20 protein-coding genes are annotated in these 21,207 nt (G+C 55.1%); 18 read left to right on the plus strand and 2 right to left on the minus strand.

Annotated features, from left to right (window positions below; translation table 11 throughout):
- Window positions 1–69: 69 nt before the first annotated feature.
- The 6 genes from VN114_RS12460 to VN114_RS12485 all read left to right on the plus strand — a co-directional run bounded on the left by VN114_RS12460 (window position 70) and on the right by VN114_RS12485 (window position 7,004).
- On the plus strand, window positions 70–549 hold the full coding sequence (locus VN114_RS12460) for a formate dehydrogenase subunit gamma (RefSeq protein ID WP_325515324.1): 480 nt from the start codon (window positions 70–72) through the stop codon (window positions 547–549).
- The gene (locus VN114_RS12465) at window positions 546–2,123 is read left to right on the plus strand and encodes an NADH-quinone oxidoreductase subunit NuoF (protein ID WP_325515326.1); all 1,578 of its coding nucleotides are present in this window, start codon (window positions 546–548) and stop codon (window positions 2,121–2,123) included. Before VN114_RS12460 ends, VN114_RS12465 begins: the two co-directional genes overlap by 4 nt.
- A 14-nt stretch (window positions 2,124–2,137) precedes the next feature.
- Window positions 2,138–5,005, plus strand: a complete 2,868-nt coding sequence (fdhF, locus tag VN114_RS12470) for a formate dehydrogenase subunit alpha (protein ID WP_325515328.1) — start codon at window positions 2,138–2,140, stop codon at window positions 5,003–5,005.
- Between the two features lie 21 nt (window positions 5,006–5,026).
- The gene (fdhD, locus tag VN114_RS12475) at window positions 5,027–5,857 is read left to right on the plus strand and encodes a formate dehydrogenase accessory sulfurtransferase FdhD (protein WP_325515330.1); all 831 of its coding nucleotides are present in this window, start codon (window positions 5,027–5,029) and stop codon (window positions 5,855–5,857) included.
- A 25-nt stretch (window positions 5,858–5,882) separates the two neighbouring features.
- Window positions 5,883–6,110 (plus strand): formate dehydrogenase subunit delta, encoded by a 228-nt coding sequence (locus VN114_RS12480; RefSeq protein ID WP_325515331.1) that lies wholly within the window; start codon window positions 5,883–5,885, stop codon window positions 6,108–6,110.
- Window positions 6,111–6,194: 84 nt separating this feature from the next.
- Window positions 6,195–7,004: a substrate-binding domain-containing protein gene (locus VN114_RS12485; protein ID WP_325515333.1), complete on the plus strand. Its 810-nt coding sequence runs from the start codon at window positions 6,195–6,197 to the stop codon at window positions 7,002–7,004.
- Window positions 7,005–7,119: 115 nt separating this feature from the next.
- Here the strand turns inward: VN114_RS12485 and VN114_RS12490 are convergent, their stop codons facing one another.
- Together VN114_RS12490 and VN114_RS12495 are read right to left on the minus strand one after the other, a co-directional pair.
- Complete coding sequence (locus tag VN114_RS12490; protein WP_325515386.1) at window positions 7,120–7,302, minus strand: hypothetical protein; 183 nt, start codon at window positions 7,300–7,302, stop codon at window positions 7,120–7,122.
- A 427-nt stretch (window positions 7,303–7,729) separates the two neighbouring features.
- The gene (locus VN114_RS12495; protein WP_325515335.1) at window positions 7,730–7,993 is read right to left on the minus strand and encodes a hypothetical protein; all 264 of its coding nucleotides are present in this window, start codon (window positions 7,991–7,993) and stop codon (window positions 7,730–7,732) included.
- A gap of 152 nt (window positions 7,994–8,145) precedes the next feature.
- Between VN114_RS12495 and VN114_RS12500 the strand changes: the two genes are divergently transcribed.
- The 12 genes from VN114_RS12500 (at window position 8,146) to atpE (ending at window position 21,204) form a co-directional block, all read left to right on the plus strand.
- Window positions 8,146–9,099, plus strand: coding sequence for a LysR family transcriptional regulator (locus tag VN114_RS12500; protein ID WP_325515336.1), 954 nt, complete (start codon window positions 8,146–8,148; stop codon window positions 9,097–9,099).
- Window positions 9,100–9,318: 219 nt separating this feature from the next.
- A complete protein-coding gene (locus tag VN114_RS12505) occupies window positions 9,319–11,325 on the plus strand; it encodes an AsmA family protein (RefSeq protein ID WP_325515338.1) in 2,007 nt (668 codons plus the stop codon).
- Between the two features lie 698 nt (window positions 11,326–12,023).
- Entirely contained in the window at window positions 12,024–13,535 is a 1,512-nt protein-coding gene (locus tag VN114_RS12510) for a CoA-acylating methylmalonate-semialdehyde dehydrogenase (RefSeq protein WP_325515340.1), read from the plus strand.
- 72 nt (window positions 13,536–13,607) lie between these two features.
- Entirely contained in the window at window positions 13,608–14,369 is a 762-nt protein-coding gene (locus tag VN114_RS12515; protein ID WP_325515342.1) for a TSUP family transporter, read from the plus strand.
- A 132-nt stretch (window positions 14,370–14,501) separates the two neighbouring features.
- Window positions 14,502–16,439: a tRNA uridine-5-carboxymethylaminomethyl(34) synthesis enzyme MnmG gene (mnmG, locus tag VN114_RS12520; RefSeq protein ID WP_325515343.1), complete on the plus strand. Its 1,938-nt coding sequence runs from the start codon at window positions 14,502–14,504 to the stop codon at window positions 16,437–16,439.
- Window positions 16,436–17,098 (plus strand): 16S rRNA (guanine(527)-N(7))-methyltransferase RsmG, encoded by a 663-nt coding sequence (gene rsmG, locus VN114_RS12525; protein WP_325515344.1) that lies wholly within the window; start codon window positions 16,436–16,438, stop codon window positions 17,096–17,098. Before mnmG ends, rsmG begins: the two co-directional genes overlap by 4 nt.
- Window positions 17,095–17,634: a lipocalin family protein gene (locus VN114_RS12530; RefSeq protein WP_325515346.1), complete on the plus strand. Its 540-nt coding sequence runs from the start codon at window positions 17,095–17,097 to the stop codon at window positions 17,632–17,634. The genes rsmG and VN114_RS12530 overlap by 4 nt, the downstream gene beginning before the upstream one ends.
- 56 nt (window positions 17,635–17,690) lie before the next feature.
- Complete coding sequence (locus VN114_RS12535) at window positions 17,691–18,461, plus strand: AAA family ATPase (protein ID WP_325515348.1); 771 nt, start codon at window positions 17,691–17,693, stop codon at window positions 18,459–18,461.
- 61 nt (window positions 18,462–18,522) lie between these two features.
- Window positions 18,523–19,413 (plus strand): ParB/RepB/Spo0J family partition protein, encoded by an 891-nt coding sequence (locus VN114_RS12540; RefSeq protein WP_325515350.1) that lies wholly within the window; start codon window positions 18,523–18,525, stop codon window positions 19,411–19,413.
- A 291-nt stretch (window positions 19,414–19,704) separates the two neighbouring features.
- Window positions 19,705–20,043 carry an ATP synthase subunit I gene (locus VN114_RS12545; RefSeq protein ID WP_325515352.1) on the plus strand — a complete coding sequence of 113 codons (339 nt, stop codon included), beginning with the start codon at window positions 19,705–19,707 and terminating at the stop codon, window positions 20,041–20,043.
- A gap of 2 nt (window positions 20,044–20,045) precedes the next feature.
- Window positions 20,046–20,888, plus strand: a complete 843-nt coding sequence (atpB, locus tag VN114_RS12550; RefSeq protein WP_325515354.1) for a F0F1 ATP synthase subunit A — start codon at window positions 20,046–20,048, stop codon at window positions 20,886–20,888.
- 70 nt (window positions 20,889–20,958) lie between these two features.
- Window positions 20,959–21,204 carry a F0F1 ATP synthase subunit C gene (gene atpE / locus VN114_RS12555; RefSeq protein ID WP_325515356.1) on the plus strand — a complete coding sequence of 82 codons (246 nt, stop codon included), beginning with the start codon at window positions 20,959–20,961 and terminating at the stop codon, window positions 21,202–21,204.
- The last annotated feature ends 3 nt before the right edge of the window (window positions 21,205–21,207 follow it).

Consider the following 21,207-nt stretch of genomic DNA (forward strand, 5'->3'; position numbering starts at 1 on the left):
GGTCTCGTTTTATTTCACGACCTCGCGGCACGACGTATCGCCATCGATGTCGTTGGTAGGAGTCTCTTCATGAGCGCCCAGAACACATTCGATATGGCAGCGGTGGAATCCATCATCGCACAACGCAAGGCAACACCAGGCGCGTTGTTGCCGATTTTGCACGATATCCAGGCGGTTGTCGGATACATTCCGCCAAGCACCGTTCCGGCCATCGCCGACGGCCTGAATATTTCGCGCGCGGAAGTCCACGGCGTGATTACCTATTATCACTTTTTCCGCCAGCATCCGGCCGGAAAGCACGTGGTGCAAATCTGCCGCGCAGAAGCCTGCCAGGCACGCGGTTGCGAAGACCTTGCTTCCCACGCCAAAGAATTGCTGGGTTGTGACTTCCACGGCATCACGGACGACAACAACTTCTCGCTGGAAACCGTCTACTGCCTCGGCCAGTGCGCCAGCGGTCCCGCGGTGCAGATCGATGACGACCTGTACGCGCGCGTTTCCAAGGAAAAATTCAATCGCCTGATCCAGGCGAAGCGAGGTGTGCAATGACCTCAGTTAAAACAGCCACCATTTTCGTCCCGCGCGATTCGACCGCGCTGGCACTCGGCGCCAACGAAACGGCAGCGGCCATCGCCAAGGAAGCGAAGGCGCGCGGCATCGACATCAAACTGGTGCGCAACGGCTCGCGCGGCATGTTCTGGCTGGAACCGCTGGTTGAAGTCGCCACCGACGCCGGCCGCATCGGCTTCGGTCCGATCGAAGAGCATGAAGTCGCCGGCCTGTTCGACGCCAATTTCACTTCCGGCAAGGTTGAGGAACAACGACATCCGAAAGCACTCGGCCTGGTCGAAGAAATCCCTTACCTGAAGAAACAGGAACGCCTGCAATTTGTGCGCGTCGGCATCACCGACCCTGTTTCACTGGACGACTATCTGGCACACGAAGGTTACGTCGGCCTGAAAAAGGCGATCGCGATGGAACCTGCTGCCATCGTGCAGGAAGTCACCGACTCCGGCTTGCGTGGTCGCGGCGGTGCGGCGTTCCCGACCGGTATCAAATGGAAAACCGTGCTGGGCGCGCAAGCTGCACAGAAATACATCGCCTGCAATGCCGATGAGGGTGATTCCGGCACGTTCTCCGATCGCATGGTGATGGAAGACGATCCATTCATGCTGATCGAAGGCATGACGATCGCGGGCATCGCGGTTGGCGCGACGGAAGGGTATATCTATGTGCGTTCCGAGTATCCGCACTCGATCGCCAACCTGAACGAAGCGATCGACGCCGCCAACAAGGCCGGCTATCTGGGCCAGAACATTCTCGATTCCGGCCGCACGTTCAACCTGCAAGTCCGCAAGGCTGCGGGCGCATACGTGTGCGGCGAAGAAACGGCAATGCTGGAAAGCATCGAAGGCAAGCGCGGCATGGTGCGTGCCAAGCCGCCGCTTCCGGCACTGGAAGGCCTGTTCGGTCAGCCAACCGTCATCAACAATGTCATTTCTCTGTCCGCAGTCCCACTGATCCTGTCGCGTGGCGCCGAGTTCTACAAGAACTATGGCATGGGTCGTTCACGCGGCACGCTTCCGATGCAACTGGCCGGCAACCTGAAATACGGTGGTCTGGTCGAGAAGGCATTCGGGGTCACGCTGCGCGAATTGCTGTACGACTTCGGCGGCGGTTCGGAATCCGGTCGCCCGATTCGCGCCGTCCAGGTCGGCGGCCCGCTCGGTGCCTACATGCCCGAATCGCTGTTCGACACGCCGTTCGACTACGAGGCTTTTGCAGCTGTCGCCTCGACCGTCGGACACGGCGGGCTTGTCGCCTTCGACGATACCGTCGACATGGCAAAACAGGCACGTTACGCCATGCACTTCTGTGCGGAAGAATCGTGCGGCAAATGCACGCCATGCCGAATCGGCTCGACTCGCGGTGTGGAAGTCATGGACAAGATCATCGCCAACCAGAACCGCCCGCAGCAAATCAAATTGTTGCGTGACTTGTGCGATGTAATGGTCACGGGATCGCTGTGCGCGATGGGCAACATGACACCGTTCCCGGTGTTGTCCGCCCTGAACCACTTCCCTGACGACTTCGGCGATAAACCAATGGCTAATGCAGCCTGATCTGGAGCGAAAAAATGAACTTACTTAATGGCATCGATTACGGCACGCCGAAACGTGAATCCGAAAATCTCGTCACACTGGAAATCGACGGTAAAACGATCTCCGTGCCGCAAGGCACGTCGGTCATGCGTGCGGCAGCAGAAGCCGGCATCAACGTCCCGAAATTGTGCGCCACCGACAGCCTGGAAGCATTCGGCTCCTGCCGTCTGTGCCTAGTTGAAATCGAAGGCCGTCGCGGCTATCCGGCATCGTGCACGACGCCTGCCGAAGCGGGCATGAAGATCAAGACCCAAACCCCGAAACTGGCCGACATCCGCCGTGGTGTGATGGAACTGTACATTTCGGATCATCCACTGGACTGCCTGACCTGTCCGACCAACGGCAACTGCGAACTGCAGGACATGGCCGGCGTGGTCGGCCTGCGCGACGTGCGCTACGGCTACGATGGCGAAAACCATCTGAAGATGGAGAAGGACGAATCCAATCCGTACTTCACTTATGACGCATCGAAATGCATCGTCTGCAATCGTTGCGTGCGCGCCTGCGAAGAAACGCAAGGCACGTTTGCACTGACGATCGACGGCCGCGGCTTCACTTCGCGCGTCGCTGCCAGCCAGAACGAAGACTTCATCGAATCGGAATGCGTTTCCTGCGGTGCCTGCGTCGATGCATGCCCAACTGCGACGCTGACCGAGAAGACCGTCATCATGATGGGGCAGGCAGAACACAGCAAAGTCACGACCTGCGCATACTGCGGCGTCGGTTGCTCGTTCAAGGCCGAAATGAAGGGCAACGAAGTTGTCCGCATGGTGCCGAATCCGGACGGCAAGGCCAACCAGGGACACGCCTGCGTCAAGGGCCGTTTTGCATGGGGTTATGCGACGCATAAGGACCGCATGCTGAAACCGATGATCCGCTCGAAGATCACCGACCCGTGGAAAGAAGTGTCGTGGGAAGAAGCGATCAACTACGCCGCATCCGAAATCAAACGCATCCAGGGCAAATACGGCAAGGGTTCCGTTGGCGGTCTGGTGTCGTCGCGGTGCACGAATGAAGAAGGCTATCTGGTACAGAAACTGGTCCGCGCTGCGTTCGGCAACAACAACGTCGACACCTGCGCACGCGTTTGCCACTCGCCGACCGGTTACGGCCTGAAGGTCACGCTGGGCGAATCGGCCGGTACGCAAACCTTTGCCTCGGTGATGAAATCCGATGTCATCATGATCATCGGCGCCAACCCTGCATCGGGCCACCCGGTATTTGCCTCGCAGATGAAACGCCGGCTGCGTCAGGGCGCCAAGTTGATTGTTATCGATCCGCGTGAAACCGAAATGGTCAAGTCGGCACACATCATGGCCGACTATCACCTGAAACTGAAGCCGGGCAGCAACGTCGCCGTCATCAATGCGCTGGCGCACGTGATCATCACCGAGGACCTGCACAAGCCCGACTTCATCAAGGAACGTTGCGAAGTCGACTCGTTCGAGGAATGGGCGGAGTTCGTTTCGTTGCCGGAGAACTCGCCGGAAGCGATGGAACCGTTCTCGGGCGTTCCGGCCGCTGACGTCCGTGCCGCTGCACGCCTGTTCGCCGAAGGCAAGAACGGCGCAATCTATTACGGCCTGGGCGTCACCGAACATGCACAAGGTTCGACCATGGTCATCGGTATTGCCAACCTGGCGATGGCAACCGGCAACATCGGTCGCGAAGGCGTGGGTGTGAACCCGCTGCGTGGTCAGAACAATGTGCAGGGTTCGTGCGACATGGGTTCGTTCCCGCATGAGCTGCCCGGCTATCGTCACGTATCCGACACCACTGCGCGTTCCGAATTCGAAGCGGCATGGAACGTCAAACTGGATCCGGAACCGGGCCTGCGCATTCCGAACATGTTCGATGCCGCGATGGACGGCACCTTCATGGGCCTGTACTGCGAAGGTGAAGACATCGTTCAGTCCGATCCGAACACGCAACACGTGACCGGCGCACTGGAAAAAATGGAATGCATCATCGTTCAGGACATCTTCCTGAACGAAACCGCGAAATACGCACACGTGTTCCTGCCGGGTTCGTCGTTCCTCGAGAAAGACGGCACCTTCACCAATGCCGAGCGCCGTATTTCGCGCGTACGTAAAGTGATGCCGCCGAAATCCGGCTATGGCGACTGGGAAGTCACGCAGATGCTGTCGAACGCATTGGGTTATCCGATGAACTACAAGCATCCACGTGAAATCATGGACGAGATCGCATCGTTGACGCCGACCTTCACCGGCGTCAGCTTCAAGCGCATCGATGAACTGGGCGGCAGCATCCAGTGGCCATGCAACGCCGAAGCACCGGAAGGCACGCCAACCATGCACATCAAGGAATTCGTGCGCGGCAAGGGCCGTTTCATCAACACCAAGTACTTCGGCAGCGGTGAGCGCACCAACAAGGATTTTCCGTTGATCCTGACGACCGGCCGTATCCTGTCGCAGTACAACGTCGGGGCGCAAACCCGCCGTACGTTCAACAACATGTGGCACAGCGAAGATCGTCTGGAAATCCATCCGGACGATGCAGCGGAACGCGGCATCAAGCAGAACGACTGGGTCGGCATCGAATCGCGTGCCGGGCAGACGGTCCTGCGCGCGGACATCACCGAGCGTATCCAGCCAGGCGTTGTCTACACCACGTTCCACTTTCCTGAATCGGGCGCCAACGTGATCACGACCAGCTCGTCCGACTGGGCCACCAACTGTCCCGAGTACAAGGTCACGGCGGTACAAATCATGCCTGTGTCGCAACCGTCGGAATGGCAGCGTTCGTACAACCGCTTCAACGCCGAGCAGGAAAGTTTTGCGAGCACCAAGCTGATCCCTCGTGAAACGACTGCAGCGAAGTAAGGACGACAACAGGACTGCATGATGAATGCATTCACAGATGAAGAACGCAGTGCGCTGGTTCGCGTCCCCGTTGAAAAATGGGACGCGGATCGGCGTGTCGTCTGCGAAGACGACGTCGCGGAGGAAATTCCGGTCGCGCTGGAGTACAACGGCATCTCGCATGCAGTGATGATGACGTCTCCCTACGATCTGGAAGATTTCGCGCTGGGTTTTTCACTCAGCGAAGGCATTCTGCAAGACAGGTCCGAGTTGTACGACTGTGAAGTGATCCCCGGCTGCGATGGCATCCAGGTACAGATGCAGGTGGCAACCGAACGATTCGTCGCGTTGAAGGACAAGCGCCGCAACCTGACGGGCCGTACCGGCTGCGGTCTGTGCGGTGCCGAGACGCTCGAACAGGCGATTCGCCGTCCTGAAGCAACGATCGGTACCGCGATGTTTTCTGCCGCACAGATTCACGCCGGCATGAAAACCATGCGCAACATGCAGCGCCTGCAGAAATACACGGGCGCGACGCATGCGGCAGCATGGATGACTGTCGAAGGCAGCATCGATCTGGTGCGCGAGGATGTCGGTCGCCACAATGCTCTGGATAAATTGATCGGCGCCATGGCAGCAAAAAGACTGGATTTTTCTGCTGGTGCTGCGCTGATCACCAGTCGCGCCAGTTATGAAATGGTGCAGAAATCCGCGACGATGGGCATTGGATTTCTTGCCGCGATTTCGGCGCCGACAAGCCTGGCCATTCGCATGGCCGAGGAGTCCAATGTGACGCTGATCGGTTTCGTAAGAGATCAAAGTCACGTCGTCTATGCACAGTCGCATCGTCTGATACGAGCCACTTCAAAATAAAAGAATTTACTCCAAGGAAAACGCAATGAGCGGCAATACCATAGACACCCTGATCATCATGGCCAACCAGATCGGTGATTTTTTTGAATCGATGAAGGATCGTACAAAATCGCTGGATGAGATCGCCGGCCATCTGAGAAGATCGTGGGATCCACGCATGCGCATCGCGTTGATGGATCACGTTGAACATCATGGCGGCGAAGGCTTGAAGGACATCGTTCTGGAAGCCGTGCGTACACATAAAATGATCTGACGGAAAAGAACTGTCTCAAGCCCACGCTGCGCTACCATCTGGGTCCGCAGCTTTTTATTTCATGTCTTGCCTGTAGGAGAAATCATGTTACGTCGATCCGTATTCCGTCTTGCCGCTGTCGTGCTTGCATCTGCATTCGTCGCGCCGGTCTTTGCACAACAAATCATCAAGCTGTCGACCACGACCAGCACTGACAATTCCGGCTTGCTGCCTTATTTGCTGCCGGCGTTTGAAGCCAAGACAAATTCCAAGGTCCATGTGATTGCCGTCGGTACGGGCAAGGCGCTTGAGCTGGCGAAGAACGGCGACGTCGACGTGACACTGGTTCATGCGCGCTCGTTGGAAGACAAGTTCATGGCTGAAGGCCATGGCGTCAATCGTCGCGACGTGATGTACAACGATTTCATCATCGTCGGTCCGACCAGCGATCCGGCCGGTATCAAAGGCAGCCATGATGTTCTTGCCGCGATGAAGAAAATCGCCGACGCGAAAGCGAAATTCATTTCGCGCGGTGACAACTCCGGTACGGATGTCATGGAAAAATCGTACTGGAAGGATATCAACGTCAAGCCGGAAGGCAGCAATTACGTTTCTGCCGGCCTCGGCATGGGTGAAGTGCTGACGATGGCAGGCGAACTGCAGGGCTATACGTTGACTGATCGTGCAACGTACGGTGCATATCGTGCAAAAACCGGCCTGGCCATCATGGTTGAAGGCGACAAGAAGATGTTCAATCCGTACGGCATCATTGCCGTCAACCCGGCCAAGTACAAGGACATCAACTACAAGGGCGCCATGCAGCTGGTTGACTGGATCACGTCGCCTGAAGGCCAGAAGAAAATCGGTGAATACCGCGTCAATGGCGAACAGGTTTTCTTCCCGTCAGCCAAATAAGAAATCAAATGAGATCGTTCGCCGTTGGTTCTTAACGAACGTGAAAGCCAACCGATTGCAGCGGATTGAAATCCGCTGTGTAAAAAACAAAAGCGCGGAATTCCGCGCTTTTTATTTACTGTCCCTGATAGGCATCTTCGCTGGCTGTCTTCAATTCCTTGGCTTCCTCGACCATACGACGGTGGGCAATTCGCTTTCGCATGATTTCGGCATGCTGCTCTGCCGTCATCGGTGGTGTGGTCATCAGTTCTTTCAACAACGCACTGTTGGCATAGTTGTTTTTGATAAGACGGCTCAAGTTGACTCCTGTGGGATAACAACATCACGACATCCGCCGACTGCAAAGCAGGCGGCAACTCCATTTTGCACCAAATCGCGGGTTTTATCCTGATATTGACGCGAATTGTCAGCACAATGTTCCAGTTTGAGACACGTAGACGAAAAAAAGCCTCGCTGAGCATTCGGCTCGCGGGGCTTAAACCTTCCTTGAGAGGGAGGAGGAGACACGGTAAAACGTCGCCCGATGTGACGTCGGGCAGCGTCGTTAAATATTTCCAAAGCGGCGTCATATCACGCTCGCTTGAATCGCAGGCTTCCAGCCACATTTCGACTTCGCGACTTCAGCCGTCGCAATATTCAATTAACAGTTACCGCCGAATATTGCGAAATTTCCTTTTTATCGATTGAATTGTTAATTTTCGTTCAACCGATTTCAACGTGGTGCGTTAAGCGAAAGCCGCTTGCATGCGCAGCTGAATGGCGCGCTGCGGTTGCGATTGAGCGATCGAGTTTGCCTTGCTGTTCAGTGCTTGAGCCGACTTCACTGCTTTGGCTTCCACTTGAGCAACGCGTTGAGCGAATGGTTGCTGAAGGCCGTAGGCAGCGCGCATGCGCAGAGCCGATGCCAGTTCAGGTTGCGATTGAGCGATCTGGTTGGCTTTGCTGTTCAACGCATAAGCGGAAGTAGTGCTGTTCAATAATGTAGACATGATAATTTCCTTTCTTTCTATAAATGATCCCTGTTGATGCATTGCAGTATAGGTATAGTAGAGATATAAATCTAATTTCAATTTCGGATACCAGTTATACTAATCATGAATATGAACGGGATCGCTAATTTCCTTTATTCGGTAACCACACCATGAGTTTTCTCACCCTTGATCTGAACCTGTTGCGCGTCTTCGATGCCGTCATGACGGAGCAGAACCTGACCCGCGCCGCCAACCTGCTTGCGATGACGCAGCCGGCGGTTTCCAATGCCCTGCGGCGCCTGCGCGAAACTCTCGGCGACGAGCTGGTCATCCGGACGGCACACGGCGTCAAACCGACGTCGCGCGCTGCAGAGTTGTGGCCGATCGTGCGTCGCGCGCTGTCGGATCTGGAGGCCGCCGTTACTCCGGACACGTTTGACGTATCGCGCGTCAATACGACATTTCGCATGGCGATGGCCGATGCGACCGCCGCGCTGTGGTTACCTTTCCTTGTGCGAGCGATCGAGCGCGATGCGCCCGGGCTGAATGTGCGGATGGTGCCGTTGACGACGCGCGAGCCGCGACCGATGCTGTTGCGCGGCGATGTTGACCTGGCAATCGGCTTTTTCCCGGGCGTCGCCGCACAGCTGGCCAGCGGGCAGAACACGGCCATTTCGCAAATCCGCCATGAACGTCTCTACACCGGCGAATATGTCTGCGTGATGCGCAAAAATCATCCTTTGGCCAAGGAAGAACTGACGCTGGATACTTATTGTGCAGCGCATCATCTGTTGGTAAGTTTCTCCGGACGTGCAAAGGGATTGATGGATGACGCATTGACTGAATTGGGCCGGGAGCGTCGTATCTTGCTGACAGTCAACCAGTTCTTTACTGCCGGGCGCGTCGTGGCCAGTTCGGATCTGATCACGGTGCTGCCGCGACACTTGATTGCATCGACCGGCATGGAAGATTCACTGATCGCAAAGGTTTTGCCGTTTGAACTGCCGGATGTTCACGTCGATATGTTGTGGCACGAGCGCGATGCGCGTAATCCGGCACACAAATGGCTGCGCGAACAACTGAGCGCGAGCACCGAAGATGGTATCGGACGTATCAAGAAATAACGCTGAGCTGCCATGTAACAGGCTTCAAGCCCTGCGTTGCAGGGCTTTTTTATTCCCTTTCGATATCCTCTGTGTTCTGGCTGCCCGTCGTTACCGGTCATTTCGGTTTGTGATCAATGTGTGTTGTTTCACATAATGACGGCAAAACCGGCCCGGTATACGTTGAACTCGAAACTTGCAGGGCAGTCCTATTTATATTGTCATTGACCAAGGTTCCCCATGTCTCGAACGCAAAAAATAATCATGTGGAGCACGCTGGGCTTACTCGCGATTCCGATCCTCTGCATCGTGTTCCTGTTGACGTTCGATTGGAATCGGGCGAGGCCGTGGATCAATGAGCGCGTCAGCGACGCGACAGGGCGCGTATTCGAAATCCGCGGCGATCTGAACCTGGATTGGAAACGCGCCGCGGAAGAGGATGGCTGGCACGCATGGATTCCATGGCCGCGTCCTTCTGCCAGCGACATCGTGCTGAGCAATCCTGACTGGGCCAGGACCGGGCCGCAAATGGTCACGCTCAAGCAAGTGGCGTTCTCGATCAATCCCTGGCCTTTGCTGGCAAAAAAAGTGGTATTGCATGAACTGGATGTCGACGGTCTGGCATTGGGCCTGGAAAGAACGACCGACGGTAAAAATAACTGGACCTTCAAGAAGAATGACGACGAGCCTTCAGCCTGGGCCGTTGAATTCGGCAAACTGGTAATCAGGCAGGCCGCGTTGCGCTATCTCGATCCAAACATCAAACTCGATTTGAAAGCGACCGCACAGACACTGAACGACAACAATCCAAAAGGTTATGGTCTGCAGTTCACGGCAGGCGGCAGCTATAACAACGCGCCGATCACCGGCGGCGGCAAGACCGGCGGCATTTTGTCGTTAAAGGAAAAGGGCACTGTCTTTCCGGTACAAGCCAATGTGCACATCGGCAAAAATATTATCGGCGTCGAGGGCAACGTCACCCAGCCAACTGCCGTTACTGCAATCGATCTGCATCTGACACTGGCCGGCCCGAGCATGGCCAACCTGTATCCGCTGACCGGCGTGCTTCTGCCGGATACACCTCCTTACGCCACAAAGGGGCATCTGATCGGGCACCTGAACGCCGACGGCAGCAACTGGAAATACGAAAAATTCACCGGCAAGGTTGGCGAAAGCGACCTGGCAGGCACGCTCGAATACATCGTCCAAAAACCTCGTCCACTATTGCGTGGCGAGATGGTTTCCAATCAGTTGCGACTGGAAGATCTCGGTGCAGTCGTAAAAGCTGACAGTAACGCCGAAAAGAAAAATCGCGATGCAAAAGCCGTACAGCCTGATGCCAAGGCTTTGCCGGTCGAGCAGTTCACCACCGACAAATGGGACGCGCTGGATGCCGACGTCAAATTTACCGGCCGTAAAATTGTTCGGGATGCCGCATTGCCGATCGATGATCTGGTGACCGAGATCCACATGAAGGACAAGGTATTGACGCTGACACCGCTGAACTTTGGTGTGGCAGGCGGCAACCTTACCTCCAATATCACGCTCAACGGGCAATCGAATGTCATTCAGGCGCAAATCAAAACGGCTGCGCGGCATTTGAAGATCAAGCAGCTTTTCCCGACGCTGGAAAGCATGCAGGCCAGTCTGGGCGAAGTGAATGCCGATGCATCGTTATCGGGCACCGGTAATTCGATCGCCGCAATGGTGGGTTCTGCCAATGGTGAAGTAAAAGGTGCTGTTACAGAAGGCAGTGTCAGCAAGTTCATTCTGGAAGCAGCAGGCTTGAATGTTCCCAATGCTGTGTTTGCCAAATTATTCGGTGACAAGCAGGTGCAGTTGAATTGCCTCGCAGCCGACTTCGACGTCAAATCAGGTCTGATGCAAACGGAATATTTTGTAATGGATACCGATGACGCTGTCGTTGTTGTCGATGGCACGATCAACCTGTCGACGGAAGCAATGAATCTCGACGTGCGACCGAAGACAAAAGGGTTGCGCATCATCTCGTTGCGTTCGCCGTTGTACGTCAAGGGTACTTTCAAAAATCCGGACATCGGTCTGTACAAAGGTGCGCTTGTCGCCAAGGCGGGCGGTGCAATCGCATTGGGGGTATTGGCGCCACTCGCCGCGGTTGTTCCCTTGATTAATCCGGGACGCACCGAGGCAATCGATTGTGCGAAATTGTTGGCTGATTACAGGGAAAAGCCGAAAGCACCTCCGCCCGGCCAAAAAAAGGTTGATTGAAGTCGTGTCATCGAGCCTGCATGAAAATGCGGGCTTTTTTGTCTGTACCTAATTTGTAGTGTTCACAGTGTGTAAGGCTGAGTCAAAACAATTTTTGGTTGAGGAAACGATCCAGGCAACTCTGGTCGAGTTAATCGGAGCATCCCTCACCAAGATCGACGATTCGATTATGACGTGGCTGTGGGGCCTTCTAATGGCGAGGTTCGAGCTTTAGTGCGCTCAAGGTCCTTCAACAAGACGTTGTTCGAGCAGTATTCTGAATATCGGTACGGAATGTATAACGAGGGAAGTGTCTGATTAAGTTGCGTCGATTCACATCACGTCAGATTTCCTGGAAATGAAATTTAATGGATGGTTTTCAGTTCTTCTTTTTCTGGTTTGGGGGTTTTGATGGGGTTCTGGTTTTAAATTAAATTGGTTGTATATATGTTTAGTAGTAATAGTTAACGTAGGGTGTTTTCTGTGGATAACCCTGTAAACAGTTTTTAAATCAGTTATTTACGCTTGGGATAAAACCTGCATAAGCAGTGTATTGAGCAGGGATGGATTCTGCATAAGATCAAGACTTCTCTTTTCCACATCGTTATCCACAAACTATCCAGTGTTTTTCCCGTGCCTTATCCACAGCCTGAATCAGTAACATTTGCGACGTCATGGTAATCTCATCGGCCAGATAATCAACGGCCTGAGGGATCCAGATGCGCCTTCCGATAATTGGACATTATATAAATGGTGGACGTGTCGATTCCGCTGATGGCGATCGTCAACCGGTTTTCAATCCCGCGACAGGTGAAGTCGGTGCGGAGGTACTCGTCGGTAACGAAGCCGACGTAGAAACCGCTGTTGCAGCCGCCAAAGCTGCGGCCCCGGCCTGGGCAGCAACGGCTCCGTTGAAACGGGCGCGCATCCTGTTCAGGTTCAAGGATCTGATCGAACGCCATCATGATGATCTTGCCGCGGCCATTACCCGGGAACATGGCAAGATCTTTTCAGACGCAAAAGGCGAAGTGACGCGCGGACTGGAAGTGGTTGAATTCGCTTGCGGCATCCCGCAGTTATTAAAAACACAATTTACTGACAATATCGGTGGAGGCATCGATAACTGGAACCTGCGTCAACCGCTTGGCGTCACCGCCGGCATTACGCCGTTCAATTTTCCGTTCATGGTGCCGATGTGGATGGCACCGGTTGCACTGGCGACGGGAAATACGTTTATTCTGAAACCGTCGGAGCGCGACCCTTCCCCTTCGCTGATGGTGGCGGAGCTATTGCACGAAGCCGGTTTGCCTGATGGGGTATTCAATGTATTGCAGGGCGGCAAAAATGTAGTCAATGCCTTGCTGCGGAATCCGGATGTGCGTGCGGTTTCCTTTGTCGGCTCGACGCCAATTGCCGAACATGTCTATACCGCCGGTACCAGCCGCATGGGTCCCTATCCACTCAGAGTACAGGCACTCGGCGGAGCGAAGAACCACTTGGTCGTGATGCCGGATGCAAACTTGGAGCAGGCAGTCGATGCATTGATGGGCGCGGCATACGGGTCGGCTGGCGAACGCTGCATGGCGGTTTCAGTTGCGGTGGCCGTCGGCAGTGTGGCGGACAAGCTGATCGACGCCTTGATTCCGCGTGTGCAATTACTCAAGGTTAAAAATGGCATGGATCCGGACGCTGAAATGGGCCCGGTCGTCACTGCCGAGCACAAAGCAAAAATCGAAGCCTACATCGAAGCTGGTGTAAAAGCAGGCGCAAAGCTGCTGGTAGATGGGCGCGGACTGAAAGTGGGTGGCCACGACCAAGGTTTCTTTCTGGGGGGATGCCTGTTCGATCATGTGACTCCAGACATGACGATTTACAGGGAAGAAATCTTCGGACCGGTTCTGTGCATCGTTCGTGTACCCGACTTTGCTGCTGCCATTGATCTGATTAACGGCCATGAATTTGGAAACGGGGTTTCGTTATTCACATCGGATGGCAATACCGCCCGCGAGTTTTCCCGCCGGATCGAAGTCGGGATGGTCGGAATCAATGTCCCTATTCCGGTACCGATGGCATGGCACTCGTTCGGTGGTTGGAAACGCTCCATGTTCGGTGACCTCCATGCTTACGGCGAAGAGGGCATCCGGTTTTATACGCGTTATAAATCAATCATGCAGCGCTGGCCGGAAACAATCGATAAAGGCCCCGAGTTTTCGATGCCGGTAAGCAAATAAGTTCAATGTTTCACGTGAAACGTTATTGGGTCTTTTCCAAAACACTGATCAGAAAACGCAGGGACTGCCTGCATGGCTGATTATGTCATTCTGGCGATTGCGGCATTTGTTGCAGGACTGATCGACGCCGTGGTCGGTGGCGGCGGGTTGGTCCAGCTACCAGCATTGTTTTCGGCCATGCCCAATGCCATGCCGGCAACACTTCTCGGCACGAATAAATTGGCGGGAGTTTGCGGCACGACTGCGGCCGCTGTCGGTTTCGCACGTCGGGTTCGGGTGCAATGGAGCACAGCCGTGCCGGCAGCCATGGCCGCATTCGCACTCTCTTTTGCCGGCGCATTTGCCGTCACGCATATCCCGCCGGACTTTATCCGGAAATTTTTACCCTTTGTTCTGGTCGCTGTAGCGATATATACGTTTCGTAAAAAAGACTTTGGCAGCGTCCATGCTCCTGCGCATACGGGAAGGAGAGAGCGGGCGATTGCAATCCTGGTCGGCGGCGGCATCGGATTTTATGACGGGTTTTTTGGCCCGGGTACCGGCAGCTTTCTGGTATTCCTGTTTGTCCGTTTCTTCGGCTTCGATTTTCTCGGCGCTTCTGCCGTGGCGAAAGTGGTCAATGTCGCCTGTAATTTTGCCGCCTTATTGTGGTTCGGTTATAGCGGACATTTGTTGTGGCAATTGGGTGCAGTGATGGCCGCATGTAATGTAATCGGGTCACTGGTCGGTATCCGGCTGGCCGTTCGTTACGGAGCGGGTTTTGTCCGCAAGTTATTCCTGTTCGTGGTTTCGGCCTTGATCCTGAAGACGGCTTACGACGCCTTTTTGGGCTGACGAGTGTTTCACGTGAAACATCCCGCGCTTGATTGTTGCGGGCCTGCTCGGCAACGGGCGAAATAAAATCAAAAAGACTTTATAATCTCGCCTCTGCCTAACTGTCTCACCTAAGTCTCATTGAGGCGCACCATGATTTTTCCTGACAAATTTGATGTGATCGTTGTCGGCGGCGGCCATGCCGGAACCGAAGCTGCACTGGCGTCTGCCCGCATGGGACAGGCGACGCTGCTGCTTACGCACAATATTGAAACGCTGGGCCAGATGTCCTGCAACCCGTCGATTGGCGGGATCGGCAAAGGCCACCTGGTCAAGGAAGTCGATGCCATGGGTGGCGCAATGGCGATTGCCACTGATGAAGCAGGTATCCAGTTCCGCATCCTGAACTCCTCCAAAGGCCCGGCCGTTCGTGCCACGCGCGCGCAAGCCGATCGTATCCTTTACAAACAAGCGATCCGTTCGCGCCTGGAAAATCAGCCGAATCTTTGGCTGTTCCAGCAAGCAGTCGACGATCTGCTGGTCGAAGGCGATCGTGTGGTCGGCGCAGTTACGCAAGTTGGTATCAAGTTCATGGCGAGAGCTGTGGTGCTGACGGCAGGTACTTTTCTCGACGGGAAGATTCACGTCGGCATGAATAATTACTCGGCGGGTCGTGCCGGCGATCCACCTGCAGTTTCGCTTTCTGCGCGCCTGAAGGAATTGAAGCTGCCGCAGGGCCGATTGAAAACCGGTACGCCGCCGCGTATCGATGGCCGCACGATCGATTTCTCGGTGATGGAAGAACAGCCGGGCGATCTCGATCCGATCCCGGTGTTTTCCGTCATGGGCTCGGCCGCGATGCATCCAAAACAGATGCCTTGCTGGATCACGCACACGAACGAACAAACGCACGACATTATCCGCGGCGGTCTGGATCGCAGTCCGATGTACACCGGCGTGATTGAAGGCGTCGGTCCGCGGTACTGCCCATCCATCGAGGACAAGATCCATCGTTTCGCCAGCAAGAACTCGCACCAGATCTTCCTTGAGCCGGAAGGCCTGACCACGAACGAGTTTTATCCGAACGGGATTTCCACCAGCCTGCCATTCGATGTGCAGTTAAACCTCGTGCGTTCGATGCGTGGCCTGGAAAATGCGCATATCCTGCGTCCCGGTTATGCAATTGAATACGACTACTTCGATCCGCGTGGCCTGAAGGCATCGCTGGAAACCAAGGTCATCCAGGGACTGTTTTTCGCCGGCCAGATCAACGGTACCACCGGTTATGAAGAGGCCGCCGCACAAGGCATGCTGGCCGGACTCAACGCTGCATTGCAGACGCAAGGTCGGGAGGCATGGACGCCACGCCGCGACGAAGCCTACCTCGGCGTGCTGGTCGATGACCTGATCACCAAGGGTGTGCTGGAGCCATATCGCATGTTTACCAGCCGGGCCGAATATCGTTTAAGCCTGCGTGAAGACAACGCCGATATGCGCCTGACGGAAATCGGTCGTGAACTCGGTTGTGTCGGCGATGCGCAATGGACGGCATTCGAAACCAAGCGAGAAGCGGTTGCGCGCGAGCTGGAACGCCTGCGTTCCACTTGGGTCAATCCCCGAATTTTGGCTCAAGCTGAGGCCGAACGCGTGTTGGGTAAAGGCATTGAGCGAGAGTATGCACTCGCAGACTTACTCAGTCGCCCGAATGTCAGCTATGCCAGTCTGATGACGTTGAAGGGCGCCGACGGCCAGGATCTGGGCGGCCCGGGCGTCTCGGGAGACGCGGTGCGCGAGCAGGTCGAGATCCAGTTGAAGTACGCCGGGTATATCGGTCGCCAGGCAAAGGAAGTCGAACGTCACGATTATTACGAGAACCTGAAATTGCCAGGGGCCTTTGACTACATGGAGGTCAAGGGCCTGTCGTTCGAAGTGCGGCAGAAATTGTGCAAGCACAAGCCTGAAACCTTGGGACAGGCATCGCGCATTTCGGGCGTCACGCCGGCTGCAATCTCGTTGTTGCTGGTGCACCTGAAGAAGGGCGGCTTCAAGGAATTTGCTACGGTGCCGCCGGCATCCGAAGCGGCAGCATGAAGTCCTTTGATCGAGCGGCGTTGACCGCCCAACTGACTGATGGCGCGCGCGCCTTGTCTGTTTCGTTGAGCGAAGCGCAATGTGACAAGCTGATCGACTATCTGGCCTTGATGCTCAAGTGGAACGCGGTTTACAACCTGACCGCCGTACGCGACCCATCGCAGATGGTGGTGCAGCATTTGCTGGACTCCCTGGCGGCAGTCACGGCATTTGACGGTGCGCGGTTTGTGCTTGACGTTGGTGCCGGCGGTGGCTTGCCTGGAATCGTGCTGGCGATCTGGGCCGAAGAAGCGCAACCCGAACTTCGATTGACCATGATCGATACGGTGCACAAGAAGACCGCGTTCCTGACGCAGGTGAAAGCAGAGCTTGATCTGCATAATGTCAGCGTGCAAACCGGTCGCGTCGAACAGTGGCAGGCACCGCAAATGTTTGACGTGATTACTTCGCGCGCGTTTGCGGAGCTCAATGATTTCGTTACATGGTCGCAGCACCTGCTGGATGAACGTGGACGTTTTATCGCGCTCAAGGGCGTGGCGCCGGGTGAAGAGGCGGGGCGTCTGGCCGAAGGCTGGCGCGTCAGCGAAATACTTCAGCTCCATGTGCCGACATTGAATGCGGAACGCCATCTGGTTTTTATCGAAAGGGAGGCAGCATGAACAGAATCTTGATGCTTGGTGCACTCTGTGCGGCTTGTCTGTTCAATTCGGCACTTGCTCAGGATGTGCGGCCGGTTGCCAAGGTTGATCTCGATCGTTATGTCGGTGGCTGGTACGAAATTGCGCGCTTTCCCAATCGTTTCCAGGATCAGTGCAGCGGCAATGTCACTGCCGAATACAGCAAGCGTACCGACGGTGAAATCGAGGTCGTCAATCGCTGCAAGAAGAGCGACGGTACATTGGAGGAAGCGATCGGCCGCGGACGTATCGTCGATGCCATCACCAACGCGCGCTTGAAGGTACGTTTTGCACCCGACTGGCTCGGCTGGATTCCTTTCGTCTGGGCGGATTACTGGATTATCGATCTTGCGGACGATTACACGTATGCAGCCGTTGGCGAATCGTCACGCGAGTATTTGTGGATTCTGTCGCGCACACCGACGATGTCGGATGCCACATACGCGGCAATCGTCAATCGCCTGACCGAGCAGGGCTTCGATACGGCAAAACTGGTCAAGACCAGACAGACGCCCTGAGTCATTATTTTCATGATCGGCGCAATGCCGAACCGACCACCAACTAAAACGAGAACATGGCAAAAATTTTCTGCGTCGCGAATCAAAAGGGAGGCGTCGGCAAGACCACTACGGCAGTCAATCTGGCAGCGGGTTTGGCACAATTGAATCAGCGTGTCTTGCTGGTCGATCTCGATCCGCAGGGCAATGCAACAATGGGTGCGGGCATCAACAAGGCCGAACTGAAATCGTCGATCTATGAAGTGATGCTCGGCATGGCGGATGTGACTGCCGCGCGCGTGACATCGGAGACCGGCAAGTTCGACGTGTTGCCGGCAAACCGCGAACTCGCAGGCGCCGAGGTGGAAATGGTGGAACTCGAGAATCGCGAAAATCGTCTGAAGGATGCGTTGTCCGCGGTCGATGCCGGTTACGATTTCATGCTGATCGATTGTCCCCCAGCGTTGTCGATGCTGACGCTGAACGGACTGTGTGCAGCGCACGGCGTGATCATTCCGATGCAGTGCGAATACTATGCGCTGGAGGGCTTGTCCGATCTCGTCAACACGATCAAGAAAGTGCATGCAAAGCTGAATCCGGACCTGAAGATCATCGGCCTGTTGCGCGTGATGTTCGATCCGCGCATGACCTTGTCACAGCAAGTGTCGCTGCAACTGGAACAGCATTTCGGCGACAAGGTATTCAAGACGATCATCCCGCGCAATGTGCGACTGGCCGAAGCGCCGTCATACGGCATGCCGGGAATCAATTTCGATCCGGCGTCCAAGGGTGCGCAGGCCTATCTGGCGTTCGGCGCCGAAATGGTCGAACGCATCAAGGCGATTTGAAAACAAATGTGTGGTGTGCGGCGAAGTCGCATGTCACCAATCGATAGGCAATAAGCGAAACATGGTTACGAAAAAACAAAAAGGCCTGGGCCGCGGCCTGGATGCATTGCTCGGCGGTTCCAGCGATTTCAATGAAGCCGTTGCCGCGATTCCCGGCGCACCGACGACGTTGCAGGTGGCCGACATGCAGGCCGGTAAATATCAGCCGCGCACGCGCATGGATGAAGGTGCGTTGAATGAACTCGCTGCGTCGATCAAGGCGCAGGGTTTGCTGCAGGCAATTCTTGTGCGTCCTATTGCGCCGGTCAACGGCAAGCCGCGTTATGAAATCATCGCCGGTGAACGTCGCTTCCGCGCCGCCCAGATCGCCGGTCTGACAGAAGTGCCGGTGCTGGTGAAAGAGGTCGACGACGAAGCCACGGCCGCGATGGCGCTGATTGAAAATATCCAGCGCGAAGATCTGAACCCTCTGGAAGAAGCGCAAGGCATTCACCGCCTGATCGCCGACTTCAATTTCACGCATGAACAGGCTGCCACGGCCGTCGGTCGTTCGCGCAGCGCCGTTTCCAATTTGTTGCGTCTGCTGAATCTGGCGAAACCGGTCCAGACCATGTTAATGGCAGGCGATATCGATATGGGCCATGCGCGTGCGTTGCTGTCGGTGGATTCCGCAACGCAGATTTCGCTGGCCAACCAGATCGTTGCCAAACGTATGTCGGTCCGCGAAGCCGAAAAACTCGTCGTGCGCTCGACGCTGGACCAGGGCGGTGCCAAACCGAAAGCCGGCAAGGAAAAGTCACGTGATATTGCCCGGCTGGAAGAAGAGTTGTCGGATACGCTGGCCACCCAGGTTGCCATCAAACTCGGCGCAAAAAATCGTGGTCAATTGATCATCGATTTCGCCGATCTCGATGCACTTGACGGGGTGATTGCCAGATTGCGTGCTGCCTGACCTGCGTTTTTATTAGGGGCGGTCGGTATGTTGTCAAAACGAAAGCATTCGACCAAGTCAATCCCGTTGCAACGTTGCAGATGAATTTATAAAGCAAAACAATCCGTTTGTCGATGCGGGAAAACCCGAAATATTCATCGGGATTTCAGGAACCAAACCGTTTGACGCTTCCTTAATAAAGCCCTTATAATCCCGTGGCTTCATGGAACGCACGACTTAGTTAGTATTCACCCCGGCTCCGAAACGGCCCGATCGAAACAAGATCGCCTGGAGCTGCACCATCTGGAACGTATGCTGCCCGTCGTCCTCCTGCAACTCGCGGCTACTGTGATCACGAGTCTGATTGCAGGTTTGATTGCTGGAATGCCGGCATTTTATTCGGCGCTGTTGGGTGGGTTGTGCTGCGTGGTGCCGAACGGTCTGTTTGCGCTACGCCTATTTTCCGCTGCGCAAAAATCCAAGTCCGTCAACCCGATGACATTTTTCATCGGTGAATTTGTCAAGATTGCTTTGACGATTGCCTTGTTGTGGGCAGTCGTCCGGTTGTACCACGATCTGAATGTGTTTGCGCTGATCGCCGCATTCGCCGTGGCATTGAAAAGTTACATCATCTTATTATTTAGGCACTGAACATGGCGACTGAAATGGCTACAGCAGGTGCGGAGCACCACGCACCGACCGCTTCCGAATATATCGTCCACCATCTTGGGCATTTTTCGACCCATCATCAAGACAAGATCGTCGATTTTTCGATCATCAATATTGATACGTTGTTCTGGTCCATTTTTGCCGGTGTGGTTGGCTGCTTCCTGATGTACTGCGCTGCCCGCAAGGCGACGTCCGGCGTGCCGGGCCGTTTCCAGGCTGCTGTCGAAATGGTGGTTGAAATGGTCGACAACCAGGCCAAATCGATTGTTCACGGCGACCGTACCTTTATCGCACCACTGGCTCTGACGGTTTTCGTCTGGGTTGCATTGATGAACTCGCTGGACTTCCTGCCGGTTGACATGTTCTCCGCATTTTTCCATGCAGTTGGTCTGGACAGCGTGATCTCGCATCACCGTGTCGTGCCGACGGCCGACCTGAACGGCACGATGGGCATTGCGCTCGGCGTGTTCGCGCTGATGATCTATTACAACTTCAAGATCAAGGGTGCCGGCGGCTTCATTCACGAGCTGTTCGCCGCACCGTTCGGTATCTGGCTGGCGCCGTTCAACCTGTTGTTGAACATCATCGAATTCGCAGCAAAAACCGTATCGCTCGCGATGCGACTTTTCGGCAACATGTACGCTGGCGAATTGCTGTTCCTGTTGATCGCATTGCTGGGTTCGACCGCGACCGCGTTCGGCTTCTTCGGCCATGTGCTGGCAGGTTCGTTGTGGGCAATCTTCCACATCCTGATCGTTTTCCTGCAGGCATTCATTTTCATGATGCTGACGCTGGTGTACATCGGCCAGGCGCACGAAGGCCACTAAGATTTTTGAAATGCAGTAATTGCAGTTTTGGTTTTAACTTTTGATTTAACTTAACTTTGAAGGAATTGTCATGACCGACCTCTCATTTGTTGCACTGGCTTGTGGTTTGATTATTGGTCTGGGCGCGATCGGCGCTTGTATCGGTATCGCAATCATGGGCGGCAAATATCTTGAGGCTTCCGCACGTCAACCAGAATTGATGAACACCCTGCAAACCAAGATGTTCCTGCTGGCTGGTCTGATCGATGCTGCGTTCCTGATCGGTGTTGGTATCGCAATGTTGTTCGCATTCGCAAACCCATTCGTTGCTGGCTAATTC

Source organism: Oxalicibacterium sp., from assembly GCF_035565035.1.
Taxonomy (GTDB): domain Bacteria; phylum Pseudomonadota; class Gammaproteobacteria; order Burkholderiales; family Burkholderiaceae_D; genus Oxalicibacterium.